The organism is Streptomyces sp. NBC_00273, from assembly GCF_036178145.1.
Classification (GTDB): Bacteria; Actinomycetota; Actinomycetes; order Streptomycetales; family Streptomycetaceae; genus Streptomyces.
The window spans coordinates 2,601,133-2,621,876 of record NZ_CP108067.1 but is presented as its reverse complement, the minus strand read 5'-3'; the positions used below and the strand labels follow the sequence as shown (position 1 = coordinate 2,621,876).

At 72.1% G+C, this 20,744-nt stretch carries 19 protein-coding genes; 15 read left to right on the top strand and 4 right to left on the bottom strand.

All coding sequences use genetic code 11. The annotated features are described in order from the left end of the window. The first annotated feature begins 55 nt into the window (after positions 1-55). Both OG386_RS10990 and OG386_RS10985 read left to right on the top strand, forming a co-directional pair. Positions 56-496, top strand: a complete 441-nt coding sequence (locus tag OG386_RS10990; RefSeq protein WP_328787983.1) for a DUF6278 family protein — start codon at positions 56-58, stop codon at positions 494-496. 124 nt (positions 497-620) lie between these two features. Beyond that, the gene (locus OG386_RS10985; RefSeq protein WP_328787982.1) at positions 621-1,364 is read left to right on the top strand and encodes an amino acid ABC transporter ATP-binding protein; all 744 of its coding nucleotides are present in this window, start codon (positions 621-623) and stop codon (positions 1,362-1,364) included. Between the two features lie 3 nt (positions 1,365-1,367). Here OG386_RS10985 and OG386_RS10980 read toward each other — a convergent pair whose 3' ends face one another. Then, complete coding sequence (locus OG386_RS10980; RefSeq protein WP_328787981.1) at positions 1,368-2,954, bottom strand: CocE/NonD family hydrolase; 1,587 nt, start codon at positions 2,952-2,954, stop codon at positions 1,368-1,370. A gap of 152 nt (positions 2,955-3,106) precedes the next feature. After that, on the bottom strand, positions 3,107-4,276 hold the full coding sequence (locus OG386_RS10975) for a L,D-transpeptidase (RefSeq protein ID WP_328793217.1): 1,170 nt from the start codon (positions 4,274-4,276) through the stop codon (positions 3,107-3,109). A gap of 307 nt (positions 4,277-4,583) precedes the next feature. Here OG386_RS10975 and OG386_RS10970 point away from each other — a divergent pair, with 307 nt between their 5' ends. The 6 genes from OG386_RS10970 (at position 4,584) to OG386_RS10945 (ending at position 11,457) form a co-directional block, all read left to right on the top strand. After that, positions 4,584-5,693 carry a lipid II:glycine glycyltransferase FemX gene (locus OG386_RS10970; RefSeq protein ID WP_328793216.1) on the top strand — a complete coding sequence of 370 codons (1,110 nt, stop codon included), beginning with the start codon at positions 4,584-4,586 and terminating at the stop codon, positions 5,691-5,693. Between the two features lie 95 nt (positions 5,694-5,788). Continuing rightward, positions 5,789-7,399 (top strand): murein biosynthesis integral membrane protein MurJ, encoded by a 1,611-nt coding sequence (murJ, locus tag OG386_RS10965; protein WP_328793215.1) that lies wholly within the window; start codon positions 5,789-5,791, stop codon positions 7,397-7,399. Between the two features lie 36 nt (positions 7,400-7,435). Then, on the top strand, positions 7,436-8,119 hold the full coding sequence (locus tag OG386_RS10960; RefSeq protein WP_030013401.1) for a response regulator: 684 nt from the start codon (positions 7,436-7,438) through the stop codon (positions 8,117-8,119). A 6-nt stretch (positions 8,120-8,125) separates the two neighbouring features. Next, a complete protein-coding gene (locus tag OG386_RS10955; RefSeq protein ID WP_328787980.1) occupies positions 8,126-9,571 on the top strand; it encodes an ATP-binding protein in 1,446 nt (481 codons plus the stop codon). Beyond that, positions 9,568-10,110, top strand: a complete 543-nt coding sequence (locus tag OG386_RS10950; protein ID WP_328787979.1) for a hypothetical protein — start codon at positions 9,568-9,570, stop codon at positions 10,108-10,110. The genes OG386_RS10955 and OG386_RS10950 overlap by 4 nt, the downstream gene beginning before the upstream one ends. A gap of 87 nt (positions 10,111-10,197) precedes the next feature. After that, positions 10,198-11,457: a cytochrome P450 gene (locus OG386_RS10945; RefSeq protein ID WP_328787978.1), complete on the top strand. Its 1,260-nt coding sequence runs from the start codon at positions 10,198-10,200 to the stop codon at positions 11,455-11,457. On the opposite strand, the gene OG386_RS10940 is transcribed toward OG386_RS10945, so the two are convergent. Further along, on the bottom strand, positions 11,417-12,142 hold the full coding sequence (locus tag OG386_RS10940) for a hypothetical protein (protein WP_328787977.1): 726 nt from the start codon (positions 12,140-12,142) through the stop codon (positions 11,417-11,419). The genes OG386_RS10945 and OG386_RS10940 overlap by 41 nt on opposite strands. A 101-nt stretch (positions 12,143-12,243) precedes the next feature. On the opposite strand from OG386_RS10940, the gene ggt reads away from it, so the two are divergent. Then, the gene (gene ggt / locus OG386_RS10935) at positions 12,244-14,043 is read left to right on the top strand and encodes a gamma-glutamyltransferase (RefSeq protein ID WP_328787976.1); all 1,800 of its coding nucleotides are present in this window, start codon (positions 12,244-12,246) and stop codon (positions 14,041-14,043) included. A 15-nt stretch (positions 14,044-14,058) separates the two neighbouring features. Here ggt and map read toward each other — a convergent pair whose 3' ends face one another. Continuing rightward, the gene (gene map / locus OG386_RS10930; protein WP_328787975.1) at positions 14,059-14,826 is read right to left on the bottom strand and encodes a type I methionyl aminopeptidase; all 768 of its coding nucleotides are present in this window, start codon (positions 14,824-14,826) and stop codon (positions 14,059-14,061) included. A 64-nt stretch (positions 14,827-14,890) separates the two neighbouring features. Between map and OG386_RS10925 the strand changes: the two genes are divergently transcribed. The 6 genes from OG386_RS10925 to OG386_RS10900 all read left to right on the top strand — a co-directional run bounded on the left by OG386_RS10925 (position 14,891) and on the right by OG386_RS10900 (position 20,735). Beyond that, positions 14,891-15,142 (top strand): helix-turn-helix domain-containing protein, encoded by a 252-nt coding sequence (locus tag OG386_RS10925; protein WP_030714642.1) that lies wholly within the window; start codon positions 14,891-14,893, stop codon positions 15,140-15,142. Positions 15,143-15,255: 113 nt separating this feature from the next. After that, positions 15,256-16,455 carry an alginate lyase family protein gene (locus OG386_RS10920; protein ID WP_328787974.1) on the top strand — a complete coding sequence of 400 codons (1,200 nt, stop codon included), beginning with the start codon at positions 15,256-15,258 and terminating at the stop codon, positions 16,453-16,455. 28 nt (positions 16,456-16,483) lie between these two features. After that, a complete protein-coding gene (locus OG386_RS10915; RefSeq protein ID WP_328787973.1) occupies positions 16,484-16,864 on the top strand; it encodes a PPOX class F420-dependent oxidoreductase in 381 nt (126 codons plus the stop codon). 99 nt (positions 16,865-16,963) lie between these two features. Beyond that, positions 16,964-18,436, top strand: coding sequence for a hypothetical protein (locus tag OG386_RS10910; RefSeq protein ID WP_328787972.1), 1,473 nt, complete (start codon positions 16,964-16,966; stop codon positions 18,434-18,436). Between the two features lie 167 nt (positions 18,437-18,603). Continuing rightward, positions 18,604-19,446 carry a nitrilase-related carbon-nitrogen hydrolase gene (locus OG386_RS10905; protein ID WP_189740752.1) on the top strand — a complete coding sequence of 281 codons (843 nt, stop codon included), beginning with the start codon at positions 18,604-18,606 and terminating at the stop codon, positions 19,444-19,446. Next, positions 19,443-20,735 (top strand): aspartate aminotransferase family protein, encoded by a 1,293-nt coding sequence (locus OG386_RS10900; protein WP_327738323.1) that lies wholly within the window; start codon positions 19,443-19,445, stop codon positions 20,733-20,735. Before OG386_RS10905 ends, OG386_RS10900 begins: the two co-directional genes overlap by 4 nt. Positions 20,736-20,744 lie beyond the last annotated feature (9 nt).

Below are 20,744 nucleotides of genomic sequence, written 5' to 3'. Positions count from 1 at the left end.
CGGATCCAGGCGCGCCCTGTGGTCAGGGGCGGATCCTGGTGCGACGCTGGGCGGTATGAACATCCCTTTCCTGGGCAACTGGCTGAACCGACGCGAAACGGAACAGGGCACGGGACTCGCCGCCGCCCTCGCGGACGACCCCGAGGGCGTCGCCGAGTTGTTCTCGGAGTGCGAGATGCTGCGCGTCCAGGCGAGGGCGGCCGGGCTCGAACTCGACGAGAGCCAGGGCTCGTTGGAGGCCCTGGACCAGCTGATGCCGCGCTGGCGGCGGGACCCCGAGGCGGTGCCCTGGCTCGGCAACGACGCCGGCTTCTACCTCGGGACCGTGATCATCCGGACCGTTCCGGGAGCCGCGTGGCGGGTGTGGCCCAACGGCCAGCCGGTGATCCGGCTGGCCTCGGGCCGGGAGCTGAACGTGATCGAGTCGGGCCTGTCCTGGGCGATGACGGGATCCCCCGAGCTCAGCCAGGCGTACGCCGAGGCGTCCGAGGGCTGACGCCCCGGCGTGTCGCGGCTCCCCCCGCGTGCGAAGTGCCCTTCCGGAGCCGGATAGTTTGCGCTGACCCCGGCACACCGGGGCCGACACCGAGACCGACTCCGACACGTGGGCAGGGCAGCAGATGGCCGTCGAACCGTTGATCGAGCTGCGGGACGTCAACAAGCACTTCGGTGCGCTGCACGTACTGCGGGACATCAACCTCACCGTCGGCCGCGGTGAGGTGGTGGTGGTCATCGGCCCCTCCGGCTCCGGGAAGTCCACCCTGTGCCGCGCGATCAACCGACTGGAGACCGTCGAGTCGGGCACGATCCGGATCGACGGGGAGGCGCTGCCCGCCGAGGGCAAGGAGCTGGCCCGGCTGCGCGCCGAGGTGGGGATGGTCTTCCAGTCCTTCAACCTGTTCGCGCACAAGACGGTCCGCGCCAACGTCTCGCTCGCGCAGGTCAAGGTCCGCGGCCGCAAGCGGGGCGAGGCGGACCGGCGCTCCCGGGAGCTCCTGGAGCGGGTCGGCCTGGCCGACCAGGCCGAGAAGTTCCCGGCCCAGCTCTCCGGCGGTCAGCAGCAGCGCGTGGCGATCGCCCGCGCCCTCGCCATGGACCCCAAGGCCCTGCTCTTCGACGAGCCCACCTCCGCGCTCGACCCGGAGATGATCAACGAGGTGCTGGAGGTCATGCGGCAGCTCGCCCGCGAGGGCATGACCATGGTCGTGGTCACCCACGAGATGGGCTTCGCCCGCTCCGCCGCGAACCGCGTGGTCTTCATGGCCGACGGGCAGATCATCGAGGACCGCACCCCGGAGCAGTTCTTCACCGCCCCCGAGAGCGACCGGGCCAAGGACTTCCTCTCCAAGATCCTCAAGCACTGACGGTCACTGCTCGCGCAGCGGCACCGACACGTAGCTGGGATCGGTGCGCGGCGAGGAGAAGGTCAGCTGCGCGCCGAGGGGGTTGTGCTCGATGTAGAGCGGGTCGACGGTGTCGATGACGAGGGCGAGCCGGTGGCCGGCCGGGACGTCGTAGGCGGTGGAGAACAGCTCCAGGTCCACGCCGAAGGCCCGGCCGGGAGCCTTCCCGTGGAAGGTGTACGGGGCGTTGCTGACGAGCTTGCCGATGCCGAGCGGGCCCACGTCGTAGAGGTACGCGACGAAGGTGCCGTCGCCCTTGGTGGGGGTGACGGTGGTGTGCAGCTCCACGGTGCCGCGGATCCGGCGCGCCTCGTCGTAGCGCTGCGACTGCCAGACGGCCGCGAAGGCCCGGGGCAGGAGCGGGACGGAGGCGATCGGCGGCGCCTTCACGAACTGGTCGAGGGCGCTGGAGAGGAGGAGGACGCCGCCGTTGGCGCCGGAGTCGACGTTGGCGAAGAGGTGCTCGCCGTCGGAGAGCGCCAGCCTCTCGGTGCCCCCGGAGCCGACCGACTTCCAGTCGGCGTAGCCCTCGTACCCGTCGTCGCTACGGGACTTGATCTGCACCGGGGCCTCGGTGTCGATGCCGTTGCGCTCGCCCTTGAGGTAGCGGTCGAACCAGCGGTGCGCGTTGGTCCAGGTGTCGTTGGGCAGCCCCAGCAGGCCCGTGCCCTCGGCGGTGGCGTGGTCCCCGGGCCGGAACTCCAGGCGCTTGGGGCCGGTCAGCCGCTCGTAGAACTTCGCGTACTGGTTGGGCGGGAAGATGGTGTCGCCCCAGGCGTTGCCGAGCATGATCGCGGCGCCGTTGGCGTTGATCCGGTCCACCTGTTCGGAGGCCGAACGCTTCTTGCCCCACTCGATCATCTGCTGCTCCTGGTCCAGCCGGGAGCCGAGGAAGTTGCCGAGGAGCGTCTTGAGTTCGGGTCCGGGGCGGCCGGTGAGGTATCCGGCGGCGCCGAGCATCGCGGCGGCCTGGAGGTGCTGGGTGCGGCCGGAGTAGATGGAGTCGATGAGGTCGGCCCAGCCGCTCATCGCGACCACGGCCTTGATGCGCGGGTCGTGCGCGGAGGCCAGCAGGGTGATGCCGGCGGCGTACGAGACCCCGCCGAGGCCGATGCGGTCCGCGTCGGCGGGGGAGTTGGCGAGGGCCCAGTCGATGACGGCGCTGACGTCGGCGATGTCCGGCGGGCCGGCCACCTCGATGCTGCCGCCGGAGAGCCAGAAGCCGCGGGAGGTGTAACTGACCACGACGTAACCGGAGTCGGCGAGCTTCTTGGCCTGGGCGACGTACTCGACCTGTGGCAGGCCCCAGCTGGTGGGGAGCACGATCAGCGGGTAGGTCCGGCCGCTCGAGGCCCCGGCCGGGGTGAAGACGTTGCCCTTGAGGGTGACCCCGCCGGAGCCGGGGATGTCGTGGAAGCGGATCTGCGAGGAGGCGTCGTCGGCGGCTGTCACGGTGGCGGCCGGAGCCGCCTGGGCCTGGTGCGGGGCCAGGCCCAGGGCGGTTGCCGCCAGTAGGGTCGCCACGGCCGCGGCGGTGGTGGTGCGTCGCATCCCTCGCTCCTCACGCGTACGCCGGGGTCGTCAAAGTGACCCGACGGTAACGGGAGCGCGTTACCGAAAGTAACCCGTGGGTAAGTTACGTGCCGGTAACGATTGGGCGGTCACGGTGGACCGACCGCGGTGGACGAACTGCGGCGCGGCCGTCAGCCGTTCTGCGGGGCGCCGGACAGGGCGCTCTTGGCCTTCCACTGGTCCCACGTCAGGTTCCACTCGCCGTAGCCGTTGCCGATGTCGGCGTTGCCCTTCGAACCTTCGCCGACCACCTCGAAGGCGTCGCCGATCTGGGACTCTCCGAAGAACTCCTTGGCGTTGGCGTCGCTCATGCCCACGCAGCCGGAACTGCTGTTGGCGCGGCCGAAGTTGCCCTCGTTCCACGGCGCGGCGTGCGCGTACATGCCGGACCAGGTCAGACGCATCGAGTAATCGACCATCTTGTTGTAGGCGTTGTCCAGGCCCACCGTCTGGGAGTCCATCCGGATGGTGCCCTCCTTCGACATGATCACCATCTTCCCGGACCAGGAGGCCTTCTTGCCGCCGGGAGTGCCGGCCGAGATCGGGACCGTCTTGAGCGCCTGGCCGTCCTGGGTCACCGACATCTTCTTCGTGTCGAGGCTGACCTGGATCCGGCGGTCCTTGCCGATCTTGAACTCGGTGTTGTAGTCGCGGGCGAACAGCCCGCCGCCCTTGCCGGAGTCCACGCCGTTCAGGTGCATGTCGACCTTCACGTCCGTGCCGGACTTCCAGTAGTCCTTGGGCCGCCAGTCGACGCGGTCCTTGCCGTCGTAGTCCTTGATCCAGCCCCAGGAGCCCTCGGTGTTGTCCGAGGTGGTGACCTTGAGCTGCTTCTCCACCTCGGCCTTGTTCGTCACCGGGTTGTCGAAGACGAGGGACACCGGCATCGCCACGCCCACCGTGCTGCCCTTGGAGATGTTGATCGCGACCTTGTTCACCTTGTCGGCGGGGCCGGTCTTGAACTGCGTGGTGGCGCTCTGGCTCTCGGTGTTCTGCGCCTCGACCTTGTACTCCGCACCGGGCGGGGCGTTGCGCTCCGAGGTCCAGGTCTTCCCGTCGTCGGATATCTTCCCCGGCAGCTCCGCGCCCTTGGCGTCGGTCACCTTCACCTGGGCCAACTTGCCCTCGGCGACGGTCACCGTCACCGGCTGGCCCGCCTTGACCTGATCGCCCGTGAGGTTCACCGAGACCGCCATGGCCGTCTTCGGCTTCAGCTCGGTCTTGCCCTTGTCGTCGCCGCCACCGTCGCTCCCGCCCGAACAGGCGGTGAGCGAGGCGGCCAGCAGTGCGGTGCCCGCCATGGCGGTGCGGCGTATACGGCTCAACGAAGGGCCCCTTCGAGTAGTGGTGGCGATGAACGTTCGCAAAAGGAGATGCGAACGAGGCGACTTTAGGTTCCGCATTCGGCAGAAAAGCTCGTCCTCCCGCTTGTGACGTGGACCGCAGCGAAACGGTCATCATCCGGTCACAAACGCCGCGCAGTTCGGTCACGGTCCGCTGTGAGAGTCCTGTGAGAGACCGTCAGGACGAACAGGAAGGCTGTCTGCCGTGTGTGCACTGCTCGTGAACCCCGCCCAGCAGGACCATGACCAGGACGGGCAGCTCCGGGTGCGCGCCCTGTCCGTCACCGAATACCAGACCTTCCTCCACTGGCACGGAGGCGCGAGTTTTCTCCAGTACCCGTCCTGGGCGCGGGTAAAGGACCTCTGGCGCTCGGAAAGGGTCGGATGGCACTATCCGGAAGGTGAGATTCAGGGAGCCGGACTCGTTCTCTACCGGCAATTCCCCGGCACGCGGAAATACTTCGCCTATCTCCCCGAAGGGCCCGTCGTCGACTGGTCCGACCCGCAGGTCGACCGCTGGCTGAACCCGCTCCTGCGCCACCTGCGCGCCTCCGGCGCCTTCGCCGTCCGCATCGGCCCCACCCCCGCCTACCGTCGCTGGGACGCGGCCACCGCCAAGGCCGCGACCGGGCCCGGACGGCAGATCTCCGACGTGCTCGCCACCGAGGTCGACCCGGTGGGCGCCGCCCTCGCCGACCGGCTGCGCACCCGCGGCTGGAAGCGGTGCGGCGGCGAGGACGACGGCGATGCCCAGCCCCGCCACGTCTTCCGCGTGCCGCTGGCCGGCCGCACCCTCGACGAGGTGTGGTCGGGTCTCAACCAGGAATGGCGGCGCAACGTGCGCAAGGCCACGAAGGCCGGCGTGGAGACGGTCATCGGCACCTACGCCGACCTGCCCGAGTTCTACCGGCTGCTGAGCATCACCGAGGAGCGCGACGGCTTCCGCCTCGGCCGCTCCCTCGCGTACTACGAGCAGCAGTACCGGGTCCTGAACGAGGAACAGCCCGGCCGCATGCGGCTCTACCTGGGCGTCCACCGGGGGGAGATCCTCGCCGCCCACACGATGATCACCGCCGGGAACCGGGTCTGGTACCAGACGGGCGCCTCCGCCGACCACCGCCGCGAGGTACGGCCCAGCAACGCCCTGCAGTGGCGCATGATGTGCGACGCACACGCCCTCGGAGCGGAGGAATACGACATGCGCGGGGTACCCTCCACCCTCGACCCCGACGAACGCTCGTTCGGACTGCTGCGCTGGAAGCTCGGCACCGGCGGACAGGTCGTCGAAACGCTCGGAGAGTGGGAGATACCGATGGACGGAGTCGCCAACGCGGCGCTCTACAAGGCGTTCCAGGCCTACCTGGCCCGCCGGTGACGGCCACCGACACCGAGAGCGGCACCCGCACCGGCACCGACAGCAGCGGGGCCGCCACCCCGGACGCCGCCGACGCGCCGTCCGGGAAGACCTCGGTGCTGCGCAGCGGCGCGCTCATGGCCGCCGGATCGATCGTCTCCCGGGCCACCGGATTCATCCGCTCCGCCGTCGTCGTCGCGGCGCTGGGCGCCAGCCTCCTCGCCGACGGCTACGCCGTCGCCAACACCGTCCCGAACATCATCTACATCCTGCTCATCGGAGGCGCGCTCAACGCCGTCTTCGTACCCGAGCTGGTCCGGGCCGCCAAGGAGCACGCGGACGGCGGAACCGCCTACACCGACCGGCTGCTCACCGCCTGCACCGTCGCCCTCGTGGCGCTCACCACCGTCGCCGTCTTCGCCGCCCCGCTGATCGTCTCGGTCTACACCGACTACGACGGCGCCCAGGCGAGCACCACCGTGGCCCTGGCCCGCTACTGCCTGCCGCAGATCCTCTTCTACGGACTCTTCACCCTGCTCGGGCAGGTGCTGAACGCGCGCGGCCGGTTCGGCGCGATGATGTGGACCCCGGTCCTCAACAACCTCGTCATCATCGGCGTCTTCGGACTCTTCCTCGTGGTCTCCCAGGGCAGTCAAGGAGGTGCGGCCGGCCTCACCGCCGCCGAGACGCGGCTCCTGGGCCTCGGCACCACCCTCGGCATCGTCATCCAGGCCCTCGCCCTCGTCCCCTCGCTGCGCGCCGCCCGCTTCCGCTGGCGCCCCCGCTTCGACTGGCGCGGCAGCGGCCTCGGCCGCCCGCTGCGCAACGCGGGCTGGCTGGTCATGCTCGTCCTCACCAACCAGATCGCCTACTGGGTCGTCACCCGGCTCTCCACCGCCACCGAACAGCACGCCGTGGATGCCGGACTCGCGGGCGGCGCCGGCTACACCGCCTACAGCAACGCCTACCAGCTGTGGATCGTCCCCCAGGGCATCATCACCGTCTCCCTCGTGACCGCCCTGATGCCACGGATGAGCGCGGCCGCCACCGAGGGCGACCTCGGCGCCGTACGCCGCGACATCTCCTACGCCCTGCGCTCCAGCGCCGCCCTCGTCGTACCCGCCGCCGCGCTCTTCGCCGCCCTCGCCCCCTGGGTGATGGGCAGCGTCTTCGAGTACGGCCGCATCGGCGCCGCCGACATCGAGGTCATGGCGGGCATCCTCATCGCCTTCGCGCCCGGCCTGATCGCCTACTCCGCGCAGTACGTCCTCTCGCGCGGCTTCTACGCCCTCTCCGACACCCGGACCCCCTTCTTCCTCAACCTGGTCATCGCCGCCCTCACCGCCGGACTGTCCGCCGCCGCCTACTTCCTGCTGTCCCCGCGCTGGGCCGTCACCGGCATGGCCGCGGCCTCCTCCGTCGCCTTCCTCGCGGGCGCCGCCGTCACCGCGTACGCCCTCGCCCGCCGGCTCGGCCCGCGCGCGGGCACCCGTACGGAGCGGCGCGCGACCGCCCTACGGACCCACCTGCGGCTGCTCGTCGCCTGCGCACCGGCGGCCGCCGCCGGGTACGCGGCCGCCCGTGCCGCCGACCCGTTCGGCGACTTCGCCGCGCTCGGGGCGGGAACCGTCGCCCTGGCCGTCGTCGTCGTCATCCTCGCCGGGCCGCTGCGCCTGACGGAGATCACCGACATGCTGAACTCCCTGTGGCGCAGGATCGGCCGCTGAGGAAAGCCCCCGCAACACCTTTGGGATACTGACCGGATGCCACGCGTACTGCTGATCGAGGACGACCCTTCCATCCGCGAGGGGGTCGGCCTCGGCCTGCGCCGCCGGGGCCACGACGTGAGTTCAGCCGAGACCGGCGAGGAAGGGTTGGCGCTGATGGGCGGCTTCCGCCCCGAGCTCGTCCTGCTCGACCTGATGCTGCCGGGGATCAACGGGGTCCAGGTCTGCCGCCGCATCCGCGAGACCAGCCAGGTGCCGATCATCATGCTCACCGCCCGCGGTGACGACTTCGACGTCGTCGTCGGCCTGGAGGCCGGCGCCGACGACTACATCGTCAAACCCGCCCGCACCGAGGTCATCGAGGCCCGCATCAAAGCCGTACTGCGCCGGCTCAGCGACCCCGTGGGCACCCGCTCCGGGGTCGAGCACCACGGTGAGCTGACCATCGACCGCGCCGGGCTGAGCGTCGCCAAGAACGGCGAGCGCGTGCCCCTCGCCCCCAGCGAGATCAAGCTCCTGCTGCACCTGTCGGCCTCGCCCGAGCAGGTCTTCTCCCGCCAGCAACTCCTCGAATACGTCTGGGACCACAGCTACCACGCCGACGCCCGGCTCGTGGACGCCTGCGTGCGCCGGCTGCGCACCAAGGTCGAGGACCCCGACGCGAGCCCCCGCTACATACAGACCGTGCGCGGCTTCGGCTACCGCTTCGGTCCCCTGTAGGCGACCGTGAGACGCATCGCGCCGCTGGGCCTGCGCACCCGACTGATCGCGGCCTTCCTGCTGGTCGCCGCGATCAGCGCGGTGACCACCGCCGCCCTCACCTACCAGCAGGCGCGCAACGCGATCCTCAAGCAGACCCAGGACACCGCCATCAGCACCCTGCGGGACCAGGTCGAGCAGCAGGAGTTCCGTCTTCCGCTGGACCAGCAGGAGCTCCAGCGCATCGTCATCGACCTCGGCAAGCGCGGCAAACCGCACCCGTGGATCATCTTCGGCGAGTACGGCAGCGTGCGGGTCTCGACCAACCCCGACACGCCGACCTCCAGCGTGATCACCGACAACCTGCGCGAGAAGGTCCGCCGCCACGACTACACCGCCTTCCAGCGGGTCGAGGACGCGCGCGGCAACCCGTGGCTCACCATCGGCGTCCCCGCCCTCTTCGAGCACAACGGCTTCACCGAATCCACCGGAGCCGTCTTCTACGCCAGCGTCCCGCTCTCCACCGAGAAGCAGACCGTGGAGGCCATGGTCGACGCCGCCAAGCAGGGCGCCGTCCCCGGACTGGCCATCGCCATCGTGCCCGCGCTGCTGGCCGCCCGCAGCGTGCTGCGGCCGGTCCGCGACATGCGCCGGGCCGCCCAGCACCTCGGCCGCGGCCGCCTCGACACCCGGATCGAGGTCCGGGGCGCCGACGAGCTCGCCGGACTCGCCCGCACCTTCAACGAGACCGCACGCGCCCTGGAACAGTCCGTGCGCGAGCTCCAGGACGCGGAGATCCGCGCCCGCCGCTTCGCCTCCGACGTCTCCCACGAACTGCGCACCCCCCTCGCCGGGATGCTCGCCGTCACCGAGGTCCTCGACGAGGACGCCGAACGCCTCGACGCCGACACCGCCAAGGCCCTGCGCCTGGTCAGCACCGAGACGGGCAAGCTCGCCGTCCTCGTCGAGGACCTCATGGAGATCTCCCGCTTCGACGCCCGGGCCGCCGAGCTCAACCTCGACGACGTGGACATCGCCGAAGCCGTCCGCAAGACCCTGGAACGCCGCCACTGGGTCGACGACCGCGTCGTCGCCGAACTGCCGGACCAGGTGCGCGCCCGGCTCGACCCGCGCCGCTTCGACGTCGTCCTCGCCAACCTCGTCGGCAACGCCCTGCGGCACGGCAGCGCCCCCGTACGCATCACCGTACGGACCGCACCGGGCGCGGACGGCGAACGGCTGCTGATCGACGTCGCCGACAGCGGACCCGGCATCGCCCCCGAGGTGCTGCCGCACATCTTCGACCGCTTCTTCAAGGCCGACGCGGCCAGGACCCGTTCGGCCGGCAGCGGTCTCGGCCTCGCCATCACCCTGGAGAACGTCCGCCTGCACGGCGGAACCCTCCGCGCGGCCAACGGGCCCGCCGGGGGAGCGGTCTTCACCCTCGACATGCCGCTGGAGGCCCACGGATGACAGGGCGCAGGACGAGGACGAGGTCCCGGTCGGCCGCGGCCGCGGCGGCGCTGGTGAGCTGCGCCCTCCTGCTCACCGGATGCGGGATCAAACGCAGCGGGGTGATCGACAGCGGCCACGCCGCCACCGTCAAGGTCGCCGACGGCAAGAACAACACCTATCTCTACTTCCTCTCCAAGGAGGGCGACCGGCTCGTCCCGGCCCCGTTCAGCTTCCTGGCGGGCTACGACCTCAATCCCGCGGTGCTGTTGCACCTGCTGCTGGAAGGCCCCCGCGGCCGGGCCGGCGAGGCCGGACTCAAAACGGGGCTGCCCCAGCTGCCGGCCGGTTCGGGGCCGGAGAAGCTCGCGGTGAGCCCGAGCCCGCACGCGGGGATGACGGTCAAGGTGCCGTTCGCCGTGGGCGACCTCTCGCCACTGGCCCGCATGCAGCTCGTGTGCACCATCGGCATCTCCGCCAAGAAGGACACCCTCAACCCCGTCACCCTGCAGGGCAGCGACACCACCCTCGCCCCGGCCGAATGCGACCTGAAGCGCTGACGGGCGCAGCACCCCCTGACCGCGACCATGACCGCGGCCCCGACCGCGACCTTGCGGTCAGGGCCGCGCACCCGTCACGGTGGCCCCATGGACCACGCCGCAGACGTCCCCGACGTCTTCGACCCCCGGATCTACGCCGCCGGCATCCCGCACGAGCGCTACCGGCTGCTGCGCGAGCGGCACCCCGTGGCCTGGCAGGCGGAGCCGGAGATCTCGGGCTGGCCCGCCGGCCCCGGCTTCTGGGCCGTCACCCGGCACGCCGACGTCGTACGGGTCCTGCGCGACCACCGCACGTACTCCTCCTGGCTGGGCGCCACCCAGATCCGTGACCCCGACCCGGCCGACCTGCCGTTCCTGCGCCGCACCATGCTCAACCAGGACCCGCCCGAGCACGGCCGGCTGCGGCGGCTGGTGTCCCGCGCCTTCACCCCCGCCCGCGTCGACGCCTTCGCCGGACGGGTACGGGAGCGCGCCCGCGCCCTGCTCGCCGCCGCCCGTCAGGACGCCGAGGACGGCGCCGCCGACCTCGTACGCGCCGTCACCGACGAGTACGCCCTGCTGAACCTCACCGACCTGCTGGGCGTCCCGGCCGCCGACCGGGCCCTGCTGCTGGAGTGGACCGTACGGATCATCGGGTACCAGGACCCCGACGACGCCCCGGTGCCGCTCCTCGGCCCGGACGGCACCCCGCTCAACCCGCGCTCCCCGGCCCTGCTCGGCGAGATGTTCGCGTACGCCCGCGAACTGGCCGACCACAAGCGCACCCACCCCGGCGACGACGTGCTGACCGCCCTCGCCGGGGCCGGGCTCGACCCGGCCGAACTGGAGATGTTCTTCTTCCTGCTCACCGTCGCGGGCAACGACACCGTACGCAGCGCCGCCCCCGGCGGCCTGCTCGCACTGGCCGGGGCCCCGGACGCCTACCGCCGGCTCGCGGACGGATCCGTCCCGTTCGACCGGGCCGTCGACGAACTCCTGCGCGTCCACCCGCCGGTGCTCAGCTTCCGCCGCACGGCCGCCGTCGACACCGAACTGGCCGGGCGGTCCATCCGCGCCGGCGACAAGGTGGTGGTCTTCCACGCGTCCGCCAACCACGACGAGCGCGTCTTCGCCGACCCCGGGCGCCTCGACCTGGCACGGACGCCCAACCCGCACGTCTCCTTCGGGGACGGCCCGCACGTCTGCCTCGGCGCCCACTTCGCCCGGCTCCAGCTGCGGATCCTCTACGAGGAGTGGTGCGCGGCCATGCCCGCGCCGGAACTGGCGGGACCGCCGCGCCGGCTGGTCTCCAACTTCATCAACGGGATCACACGGCTGCCGGTTCGGGTGTCAGGGCGGCCCGGGTGACATCGGCCGCGAGCTCGGTCACATCGGGGCCGTAGGCATCGGAGTTGACCACCTTCAGCACCAAGCAGAAAGGATCCTTCCCGTACGTGCGGGCCAGCCGCTCGTGGTGGCGGGCGAGATAGCGGGCGGCGGCCTGGTTGCTGACCGCCGTCTGCCCGGAGAGCAGGAAGACGGGACGGCCGCCCTGTGCGCCCGTCAGTCTGGCCAGCAGCACGTACTCCACCTGCCCCTGGGCCCACCGGTAGCTCTCGCCGCCCACCTGTATCGCGCCCCGGTCCACGTGCTCCTGGGCGTCGACGTTCACCCGTACTCCCGGCAGCATCGAGGCCAGGTGCGCCACCGTACGGGTGTTGGACGTCGGGCCGCCGACGCAGAACTCGGCGCGGTCGCCGAAGCCCTGGCGCGCCTCGTCGTGGGTGACGATCTGGACGTTAGCGCCGCAGTCCTTGATCAGCGCGGAGATCTCCAGCAGCGCGAACGCGTCGTTGCGGTGCACCGACGATTCCTTGCCGCCCATCTGCCGGTTGACCACGAACAGGCACTCGGCGCCGGCCGGCAGCCCGAAGAACGCCTGCTTGCGGCGCAGCGTACGGCGCCACAGATAGGTCCGGGCGAACCAGCCGAAACCGCCGCTGACCGCGGTGGCCATCACCCCGAGCACGATGTTGCGCACGTCGTCGTTCATGCGGCGGATGGTAGCGGCCGGGCCGCCTTCCTGACGCGGGGGGTGCGGTGAAGTTACGCTGCGCGAACCAGACCTGACAGGCAGTCGACCGGAGGAACCGGATGCGCGTCCCCGCCGCACGTCAGTTAGCGCTCGTCGCCCTCGCCGGGGCGCTCGTCTCCACCGGGGCCGCGGCCCCGCCCACCACGGCCGCCCCACCGGCCAAGGTGCCGGTCGCCGCCGGCTACGGCGGGGCCGTCGCCAGCGTCGACGCCGACGCCAGCGCCGCGGGCATCGCCGTCCTGCGCTCCGGCGGCAACGCCGTGGACGCGGCGATCGCCACCGCTGCCGCGCTCGGGGTGACCGAGCCCTATTCGGCGGGCATCGGCGGAGGCGGCTACTTCGTCTACTACGACGCCCGCTCGCGCCGGGTGCACACGATCGACGGCCGCGAGACCGCCCCCGCCACGGCCACCGAGACCCTCTTCCAGGAGAACGGCCTCCCCATCCCCTTCGCGGAGGGCCAGACCAGCGGCCTTGGCGTCGGCGTGCCCGGCACCCCCGCCACCTGGAGGAGCGCCCTCGACGCCTGGGGCTCCCGCCCGCTCGACAAGCTGCTGAAACCCGCCGAGAAACTGGCCCGCGAGGGCTTCACGGTGGACGGCACCTTCCGGGCCCAGACCGAGCTCAACCAGGACCGCTTCAAGGACTTCCCGGCGACCTCGAAGCTCTTCCTGCCCGGCGGCGCCCTGCCGGTGGTCGGCTCCACCTTCAAGAACCCCGACCTGGCCGCCACCTACGCCGAACTCGGCCGCAAGGGGACCGGCGCCCTCTACCGCGGACCCCTCGCCGAGGACATCGTCCGGGCCGTGCGCACACCCCCGGTGGACCCGGCGGCCACCCGCAAGGTCCGCCCCGGCGACCTGACCACCGCCGACCTGCGCGCGTACGCGACCAAGCGGCAGGACCCGACCCGGGTGAACTACCGGGGCCTGGACGTCTTCAGCATGGCTCCCTCCTCCTCCGGCGGCACCACGGTCGGCGAGGCGCTGAACATCCTGGAGCGGACCGACCTCTCGAAGCTGTCCGAGACGCAGTACCTGCACCGCTTCATCGAGGCCTCGCGGATCTCTTTCGCCGACCGGGGCCGCTGGGTCGGCGACCCGGCAGCGGTGGACGTGCCCACGCGCGAGCTGCTGTCGCAGCGGTTCGCCGACTCGCGCGGCTGCCTGATCGCACCGGACCGTACGCTGACCAGCCCGCTGGCCCCCGGCGACCCGCGCCGCCCGGTGGCCTGCGGCGGCTCCGGTCAGGCCGCCCCGACCACGTACGAAGGGGAGAACACCACGCACCTGACGGCCGCCGACCGCTGGGGCAACGTGGTCTCGTACACCCTGACCATCGAGTCCACGGGCGGGAGCGCCATCACCGTTCCCGGACGCGGCTTCCTGCTCAACAACGAGCTGACCGACTTCTCCTTCGCCCCGGCCGCGCCCGGGGTCCCGGACCCGAACCTGCCCGGCCCCGGCAAGCGGCCGCGCTCCTCCATGTCCCCGACGATCGTGCTGGAGGACGGCCGCCCGGTGCTCGCGGTGGGCTCCCCGGGCGGCGCCACCATCATCACCACTGTGCTGCAGACCCTGATCGGCCACCTGGACCGGGGTCTGCCGCTGGTCGACGCGATCGCCGCGCCGCGGGCCAGCCAGCGCAACCAGACCACCACCGAGCTGGAGCCGGGCCTGTGGAACAGCCCGCTGCGCGCCCAGCTGGAGGCGATCGGCCAGGGCTTCCGGCAGAACCCGGAGATCGGCGCGGCCACCGGCGTGCAGCGGCTGCCGGACGGGCGCTGGCTGGCAGCGGCCGAGACCAGCCGCCGGGGCGGCGGCTCGGCGATGGTGGTCCACCCGCACGGGAAGCCGTAGGGGCCGGGGAGGGGTTCAGAGGGCCGTGAGGATCCGCGGGCCGTCGGCGGTGATCGCGACCGTGTGCTCCGAGTGGGCGGCCCGGCTGCCGTCCACGGTGCGCAGGGTCCAGCCGTCCGCGTCGCACGTGTAGTCGTCCGTACCGCCCGCGATCAGCATCGGCTCGATGGCGAGGACCAGGCCGGGGCGCAGCTTCATGCCGCGTCCCGGCGGGCCCTCGTTGGGCACGCCCGGGTCCTCGTGCATGGTGCGGCCGATGCCGTGGCCGCCGAAGCCGTCCGGCACCCCGTACCCGGCGGCGCGGCAGGTGGTGCCGATCGCGTGGGCGATGTCGCCGATCCGGTTGCCGGGCACGGCGGCGGCGATCCCGGCGGCGAGGGCCGCCTCGGAGGTTTCGATCAGCCGGAGGTCGGCGGCCCGGGCGGGACCGACGGTGAAGCTGACCGCCGCGTCCCCGGCCCAGCCGCCGAGCTCCGCCCCGCAGTCGACGCTGACCAGGTCGCCGTCCCGCAGTCGGTAGTCGTCGGGGATGCCGTGCACGATGGCGTCGTTCACCGAGACGCACACCACGGCGGGGAAGGGCACGGGTGCGAACGGCGGCCGGTAGCCCAGGAAGGGCGAGGTGGCACCGGCCCCGCGGAGCACCTCTCGGGCCACCTGGTCCAGGTCCCGCAGGGACACCCCCACGCCGGCGGCCTCCCGTACGGCGGCCAGGGCGCGGGCGACCACCCGGCCCGCGGCCCGCATCTCGTCGATCTCTCGGTCCGTCTTCAGTTTCACCATGCCAATAACTATACCGGTATAAGAATAACGGGATAGTTATTGGTGTGCGGGGTAGGATGGGGGCATGGTCCGTACCCCCCTCACCCCCGAAGAGCGCGAGCGCGGCGAGCGGCTCGGCGTCCTGTTGCGCGAGGCCCGCGGTGACCGGAGCATGGTCGAGGTCGCGGCCGGCGCCGGACTCTCCGCCGAGACCCTGCGCAAGATCGAGACCGGCCGGGCACCCACCCCCGCCTTCTTCACGGTCGCAGCCCTCGCCGCGGCGCTCGGCCTCTCCCTGGACGATCTGCTGCGACGCTGCGCCGTCGTCCCCGCCTAGGCCTGTCGTCAAAGTCCCGTCGGCTCCTGTCGTTCGGGCGGGCCCGGCGGCCAGACGGCCCAATGGGCGGTGGGAGGTGCGGAGCACGGGGCAAGCGTGAAGGCGTGTCAGCCATGAACGCATCCAAGCGAGTCGGTTTCGCAGTCGTCGGCGCCCTCCTCGCGGGCGGCCTGCTGCTCGCGGCGTGCGCCGCCCCCGAAGGCCGTCACCGCGCCGGCGACGTGGTCTTCCACCACCCCGGCGTCGTCGTCAGCCGCGGTCAGCTCCGGCAGGCGAAGCAGATGGTCGCGGCCGGCAAGGAACCCTGGCTCTCCGCCTACCGGGCGCTCCTCGGCAGTCGCTACGCCTCGCTCGACTACACCCCGCACCCGGCCGACGTGGTGCCCTGCCCCTTCAACAGCGGACCGCAGTCCTGTCTCGACGAGCGGCAGGACGCGATCGCCGCCTACAGCCACGCCCTGCTGTGGTCGGTGAACGGCAGGCCCGCCCACGCGCGCAAGGCCGTGCAGATCATGGACGCCTGGTCGGCCGTGATGAAGACGCACCGCGAGGACAACGCCGGACTCCAGGCCGCCTGGTCCGGATCCAGCTGGGCGCGGGCCGCCGAGATCATGCACGCCGACTACCCGAACTGGGCGGAGCCCCGGGTCGCCCGGTTCAAGGAGATGCTGCGCACGGCCTACCTGCCGGCCGTCCGCACCCAGGTGCCCGCCTACAACGGCAACTGGGAACTGGCCATGACCGACGCCGCCGTCTCCATCGCCGTCTTCCTGGAGGACCGAGCGGTCTTCCGGGAGTCCCTGGAGCGGTTCCGGGCGCGCGTGCCGGCGTACTTCTACCTCCGGATGGACGGCCCGCGCCCGATGGCCCCGCGGTCCGCCGCCATCCAGACGGCCGCCCAGGTCAAGGCGTACTGGTTCGACCAGGGCACCTACGTCGACGGCATCGCCCAGGAGACCTGCCGCAACCTGATGCACGTCGGCTACGCGCTCGCCGCGTCCGCGCACATCGCCGAGACCGCCTGGCACCAGGGCGTCGACCTGTACGGCGAGCAGTCCGCCCGGCTGCGCACCGCGCTGGAGTTCCACGCGAAGTACCAGCTCGGGGCCCAGGCCCCGCCGTGGCTGTGCGGGGGCAAGGTGGAGCGGACCATGGGGCCCGACCTGGAGGTGGCCCTGCACCACTACGAGACCCGGACCGGCGCGAAGCTCCCGTACACCCGCGCCCTGGTCGAGAAGACGCGGCCGGCCGGGACGGACGAGCTGTTCGTGGCCTGGGAAACGGTCAGCCACGGAGAGACCCCGCCCGCCTGATCGGCGATCCACCCCCTAGGGTGCGGACATGGACCTCGAAGAGCTCGGCAGGGCGCGGTACGTCAGCCTCACCACCTTCCGCAAGGACGGCACGCCCGTGGCGACACCGGTGTGGGCGGTCGCCGACGGGGGCGAGCTGTACGTGTGGACGCGCAGCGATTCGTGGAAGGTCAAGCGGATCCGCAACAACGGGCGGGTCACCGTGACCGCCTGCGACATGCGCGGGCGCGTCGAGGAAGGGGCGCAGCCGCGGGAGGGCGAGGCCCGACTGCTCGACGAGGCGGGGCTGCGGCGGGTGCGGAAGTTGATGTCGCGCAAGTACACCTGGCAGTTCTGGGTGGTGGACGTGCCGGCCGCCCTGGCGCGCCGGGGCAAGCGTCCGCACACCGCGATCGCCGTCAAGCTTTGAGATTCCCGTAGCCCGCCCGTAACACAGGTGGGATCCAATGCCGTCATGGAGACCGCGACTTCGCTGGCGATCAGTCAACTCTCGGGGTATTTACTGGGGTTGACGCAGAGACTGGATCCCGGGGCAGGCTGGTACGGGGAGTTCCTGCGCCGGGATCCGGAGGGGATGAAGGCCTGTCTCGACGGGGCGGCGATGCCCCCGTGGGACATGGTGGAATCGCTGCTGCGGGACCTGGCCGGGGCGCGGGGTGCGGAGTTCGCGGCGCGGGAGACCGTATACGCGGCCCAGCTGCGGGCGGCGGCCGTCGCCGTGTGGGACCGGCTGCCGGGCGGCGAGGGGGAGCTGCGGACCCTGCTCGCCGCGGCGGTGGCCCAGCGGGCCGCATCGCAGACGGCCCTGCGGAGCCTGACGGTACGGCTCGGCCGGGCCGCCGACCGGGCCGAGACGGACGCCCTCACCCGGGAACTCGCCTGGGCCCAGGACGACGTGGCCCGCGCCGTGGCCCGCCACGAAGACCTGGCCGCCCGCCTGCGGGCCCTGCACGTGGGCCCCGACGGGCTGTGGCCGGCGCGGCCGGAGGTCGCGCCGTGGCTGCCCGGGGTGCCCCGGCAGCGCGAGGCGCGCACCGCACCGAGCGCCGGGTCGAGCGCCGGGGCGAGCACCGAGCCGAGCACCGGGGCGAGCGCGGGCTCGAGCGCCGTACCGAACACCCGGCCGGACACGGCCGCCGCCGAGGAACCCTCCGCGCGGGCCGAGCCGCGGGCCGAGCCGCCGGTCGGCCGGGCCGAGGGGCGGTGGCTGCGCGGTGCGCGGCGCGCCGGGGGCGCCCGGTACGCGGGCTCGGCGGCCCCCGCGGCCCCGGCCTTCACCCCGCCGCCGGGATACCCCGGCGGGGACGGCACCCCCGGTTCTGCTCCCGGCGCCGCGCTCCCCGCGCCGCGCGGAGCCCGCTTCGCCGTTCCGGACGACCCCGCACCCGAAGCCCCCGGCCCCGCCGAGGCCGCGCCCCGCCCCGTACCGCGTGCCGAGCACCCGGCAGGGCCTGCGGCGGGCGTCCCGGGACCCGTCGCCGCCGCCCTGCTCGCCCTGCGCGCCCAGGGCCGCAGCGGCGAGGCGCACGTCCTGCTGTGCGAGGCCGCGGCCCGGCCCGCCGAGCAGCTGCCCCCACTCGCCGCCGAGCTGACCCGGGCCGGGCTCGCGGCCGACTGGGCCACCCTGCTGTGGGAGGCGGCCTCGCTCCCGCCCGAGCGACTCGCGGCGGCCGCGGCCGCCCTCGGCGCCGCGGGCCGGGAGGCCGACTGCGACGCCCTGCTGCGCCAGGGCGCGGCCCGCCCGGCCGTCGAGGTCGCGGACGCGGCGCTCGCCCTCGGCGGGGCCGGCCGGGTCCGCGAGGCCGACGCGTTGCTCGGCGCCTTCGTCCGGGTGCGCACCGCCGAGGAGGCGGCGGGCCTGGCCCGGTACGACCCCCAGTGGTTCGCCCCGCGACTGCTCCGGGCAGCCCGGGCACTGCCCGGACCCCACCACCGCGACCTGGTCCACGCCCTACGGGTGGCGGGCATCGCCGGTGCGTAACCCGCCCGCCTGGTGACCGGATTCGACCGCGGGGCGACGTAACGTGATCGACTACTCCAACCGTGCACGGCGGTCTTGCCCCACGCTGTGACGAGGCCTACGTTCTACTCCCTACGCATACCGTCTACGTGCGTAGAACTCGGCGTTCCCGTCGCGAGGAGCAGCTCATGGCCCAAGTCGTCCGCGCCGCGCTGGTCCAGGCCACCTGGACCGGAGACACCGAATCGATGATCGCCAAGCACGAGGAGCACGCCCGCCGGGCAGCCGCCCAGGGCGCGCAGATCATCGGCTTCCAAGAAGTCTTCAACGCCCCCTACTTCTGTCAGGTCCAGGAGCCCGAGCATTACGGCTGGGCCGAGGCCGTCCCCGACGGTCCGACCGTACGCCGCATGCAGGACCTCGCCCGCGAGACCGGCATGGTGATCGTCGTACCGGTCTTCGAGCTGGAGAGCGAGGGCTTCTACTACAACACCGCCGCCGTCATCGACGCCGACGGCAGCTACCTGGGCAAGTACCGCAAGCACCACATCCCCCAGGTCAAGGGTTTCTGGGAGAAGTACTACTTCCGTCCGGGCAACCTCGGCTGGCCCGTCTTCGACACCGCCGTCGGCCGGATCGGCGTCTACATCTGCTACGACCGCCACTTCCCCGAGGGGTGGCGCCAACTGGGCCTTGCCGGAGCGCAGTTGGTCTACAACCCTTCCGCCACCTCCCGCGGCCTGTCCGCGTACCTGTGGCAGCTGGAGCAGCCCGCCTCCGCCGTCGCCAACGAGTACTTCGTCGCCGCCATCAACCGCGTCGGCCAGGAGGAGTACGGCGACAACGACTTCTACGGCACCAGCTACTTCGTCGACCCGCGCGGTCAGTTCGTCGGGGAGGTCGCCAGCGACAAGGACGAGGAACTCGTCGTCCGCGACCTCGACTTCGACCTGATCAAGGAGGTCCGCGACCAGTGGGCCTTCTACCGCGACCGCCGCCCCGACGCCTACGGAGGGCTCGTACAACCGTGACCAACCCGACCCCGCTCCACAGCCGCCACCGCACCGTCCTGCCCGACTGGCTCGCGCTCTACTACAAGCACCCCATCGAGCTCACCCACGGCGAGGGCCGCCACGTCTGGGACGCCGACGGCAACCGCTACCTCGACTTCTTCGGCGGCATCCTCACCACGATGACCGCCCACGCCCTGCCCGAGGTCACCAAGGCCGTGTCCGAGCAGGCCGGGCGGATCATCCACTCCTCCACCCTGTACCTCAACCGGCCGATGATCGAGCTGGCCGAGCGGGTCGCCGCGCTCTCCGGCATCCCCGACGCCCGGGTGTTCTTCACCACGTCCGGCACCGAGGCCAACGACACCGCCCTGCTGCTCGCGACGACGTACCGCCGCTCCAACCAGATCCTGGCGATGCGCAACAGCTACCACGGCCGGTCCTTCTCCACCGTCTCGATCACCGGCAACCGCGGTTGGTCCCCGACCAGCCTCTCGCCGCTGCAGACGTACTACGTCCAGGGCGCGGTCCGCACCCGCGGCCCCCTCGCCCACCTGGACGACGCCGCCTTCACCGCCGCCGCCGTCGAGGACCTGGAGGACGTGCTCGGCCAGGCCCGCGGGGGAGTGGCCGCCCTCATCGCCGAACCCATCCAGGGCGTCGGCGGCTTCACCTCCCCGCCCGACGGCCTCTACGGAGCCTTCCGCGAGGTCCTGAACCGCCACGGCATCCTGTGGATCAGCGACGAGGTGCAGACCGGCTGGGGCCGCACCGGCGACAACTTCTGGGGCTGGCAGGCACACGCCCAGAACGGCCCGCCGGACATCCTCACCTTCGCCAAGGGCATCGGCAACGGCATGTCCATCGGCGGGGTCGTGGCCCGCGCCGAGGTGATGAACTGCCTGGACTCCAACTCCATCTCCACCTTCGGCGGCTCCCCGGTCACCATGGCGGCCGGCGTAGCGAACCTCGCGTACCTGCTGGAGCACGACCTCCAGGGCAACGCCCGCCGCGTCGGCGGCATGCTCCTGGAGCGGCTGCGCGCGATCGCCGCCACCGTGCCCGCCGTACGGGAGATCCGCGGCCGGGGCCTGATGGCCGGCCTCGAACTCACGAAGCCGGGCACCGACGAGGCCGACCCGGACGCGGCCGCGGCCGTCCTGGAGGCGGCCCGCGAAGGCGGCCTGCTGCTCGGCAAGGGCGGCGGGTACAACACCAGCGTGCTGCGCATCGCGCCGCCGCTCTCCCTCACCGTCGCCGAGGCGGAAGAGGGCGCCGAGATCCTCGAACAGGCCTTGCGCAGCATCTGAGTAGGGGGA

What these genes read in the sequence shown, in the direction of transcription:
- OG386_RS10990 (WP_328787983.1), top strand. Translation starts at nt 56, where the DNA reads ATGAACATCCCTTTCCTGGGCAACTGGCTGAACCGACGCGAAACGGAA.
- OG386_RS10985 (WP_328787982.1), top strand. Translation starts at nt 621, where the DNA reads ATGGCCGTCGAACCGTTGATCGAGCTGCGGGACGTCAACAAGCACTTC.
- OG386_RS10980 (WP_328787981.1), bottom strand. Translation starts at nt 2,954, where the DNA reads ATGCGACGCACCACCACCGCCGCGGCCGTGGCGACCCTACTGGCGGCA.
- OG386_RS10975 (WP_328793217.1), bottom strand. Translation starts at nt 4,276, where the DNA reads ATGGCGGGCACCGCACTGCTGGCCGCCTCGCTCACCGCCTGTTCGGGC.
- OG386_RS10960 (WP_030013401.1), top strand. Translation starts at nt 7,436, where the DNA reads ATGCCACGCGTACTGCTGATCGAGGACGACCCTTCCATCCGCGAGGGG.
- OG386_RS10950 (WP_328787979.1), top strand. Translation starts at nt 9,568, where the DNA reads ATGACAGGGCGCAGGACGAGGACGAGGTCCCGGTCGGCCGCGGCCGCG.
- OG386_RS10945 (WP_328787978.1), top strand. Translation starts at nt 10,198, where the DNA reads ATGGACCACGCCGCAGACGTCCCCGACGTCTTCGACCCCCGGATCTAC.
- OG386_RS10940 (WP_328787977.1), bottom strand. Translation starts at nt 12,142, where the DNA reads ATGAACGACGACGTGCGCAACATCGTGCTCGGGGTGATGGCCACCGCG.
- ggt (WP_328787976.1), top strand. Translation starts at nt 12,244, where the DNA reads ATGCGCGTCCCCGCCGCACGTCAGTTAGCGCTCGTCGCCCTCGCCGGG.
- map (WP_328787975.1), bottom strand. Translation starts at nt 14,826, where the DNA reads ATGGTGAAACTGAAGACGGACCGAGAGATCGACGAGATGCGGGCCGCG.
- OG386_RS10925 (WP_030714642.1), top strand. Translation starts at nt 14,891, where the DNA reads ATGGTCCGTACCCCCCTCACCCCCGAAGAGCGCGAGCGCGGCGAGCGG.
- OG386_RS10920 (WP_328787974.1), top strand. Translation starts at nt 15,256, where the DNA reads ATGAACGCATCCAAGCGAGTCGGTTTCGCAGTCGTCGGCGCCCTCCTC.
- OG386_RS10915 (WP_328787973.1), top strand. Translation starts at nt 16,484, where the DNA reads ATGGACCTCGAAGAGCTCGGCAGGGCGCGGTACGTCAGCCTCACCACC.
- OG386_RS10905 (WP_189740752.1), top strand. Translation starts at nt 18,604, where the DNA reads ATGGCCCAAGTCGTCCGCGCCGCGCTGGTCCAGGCCACCTGGACCGGA.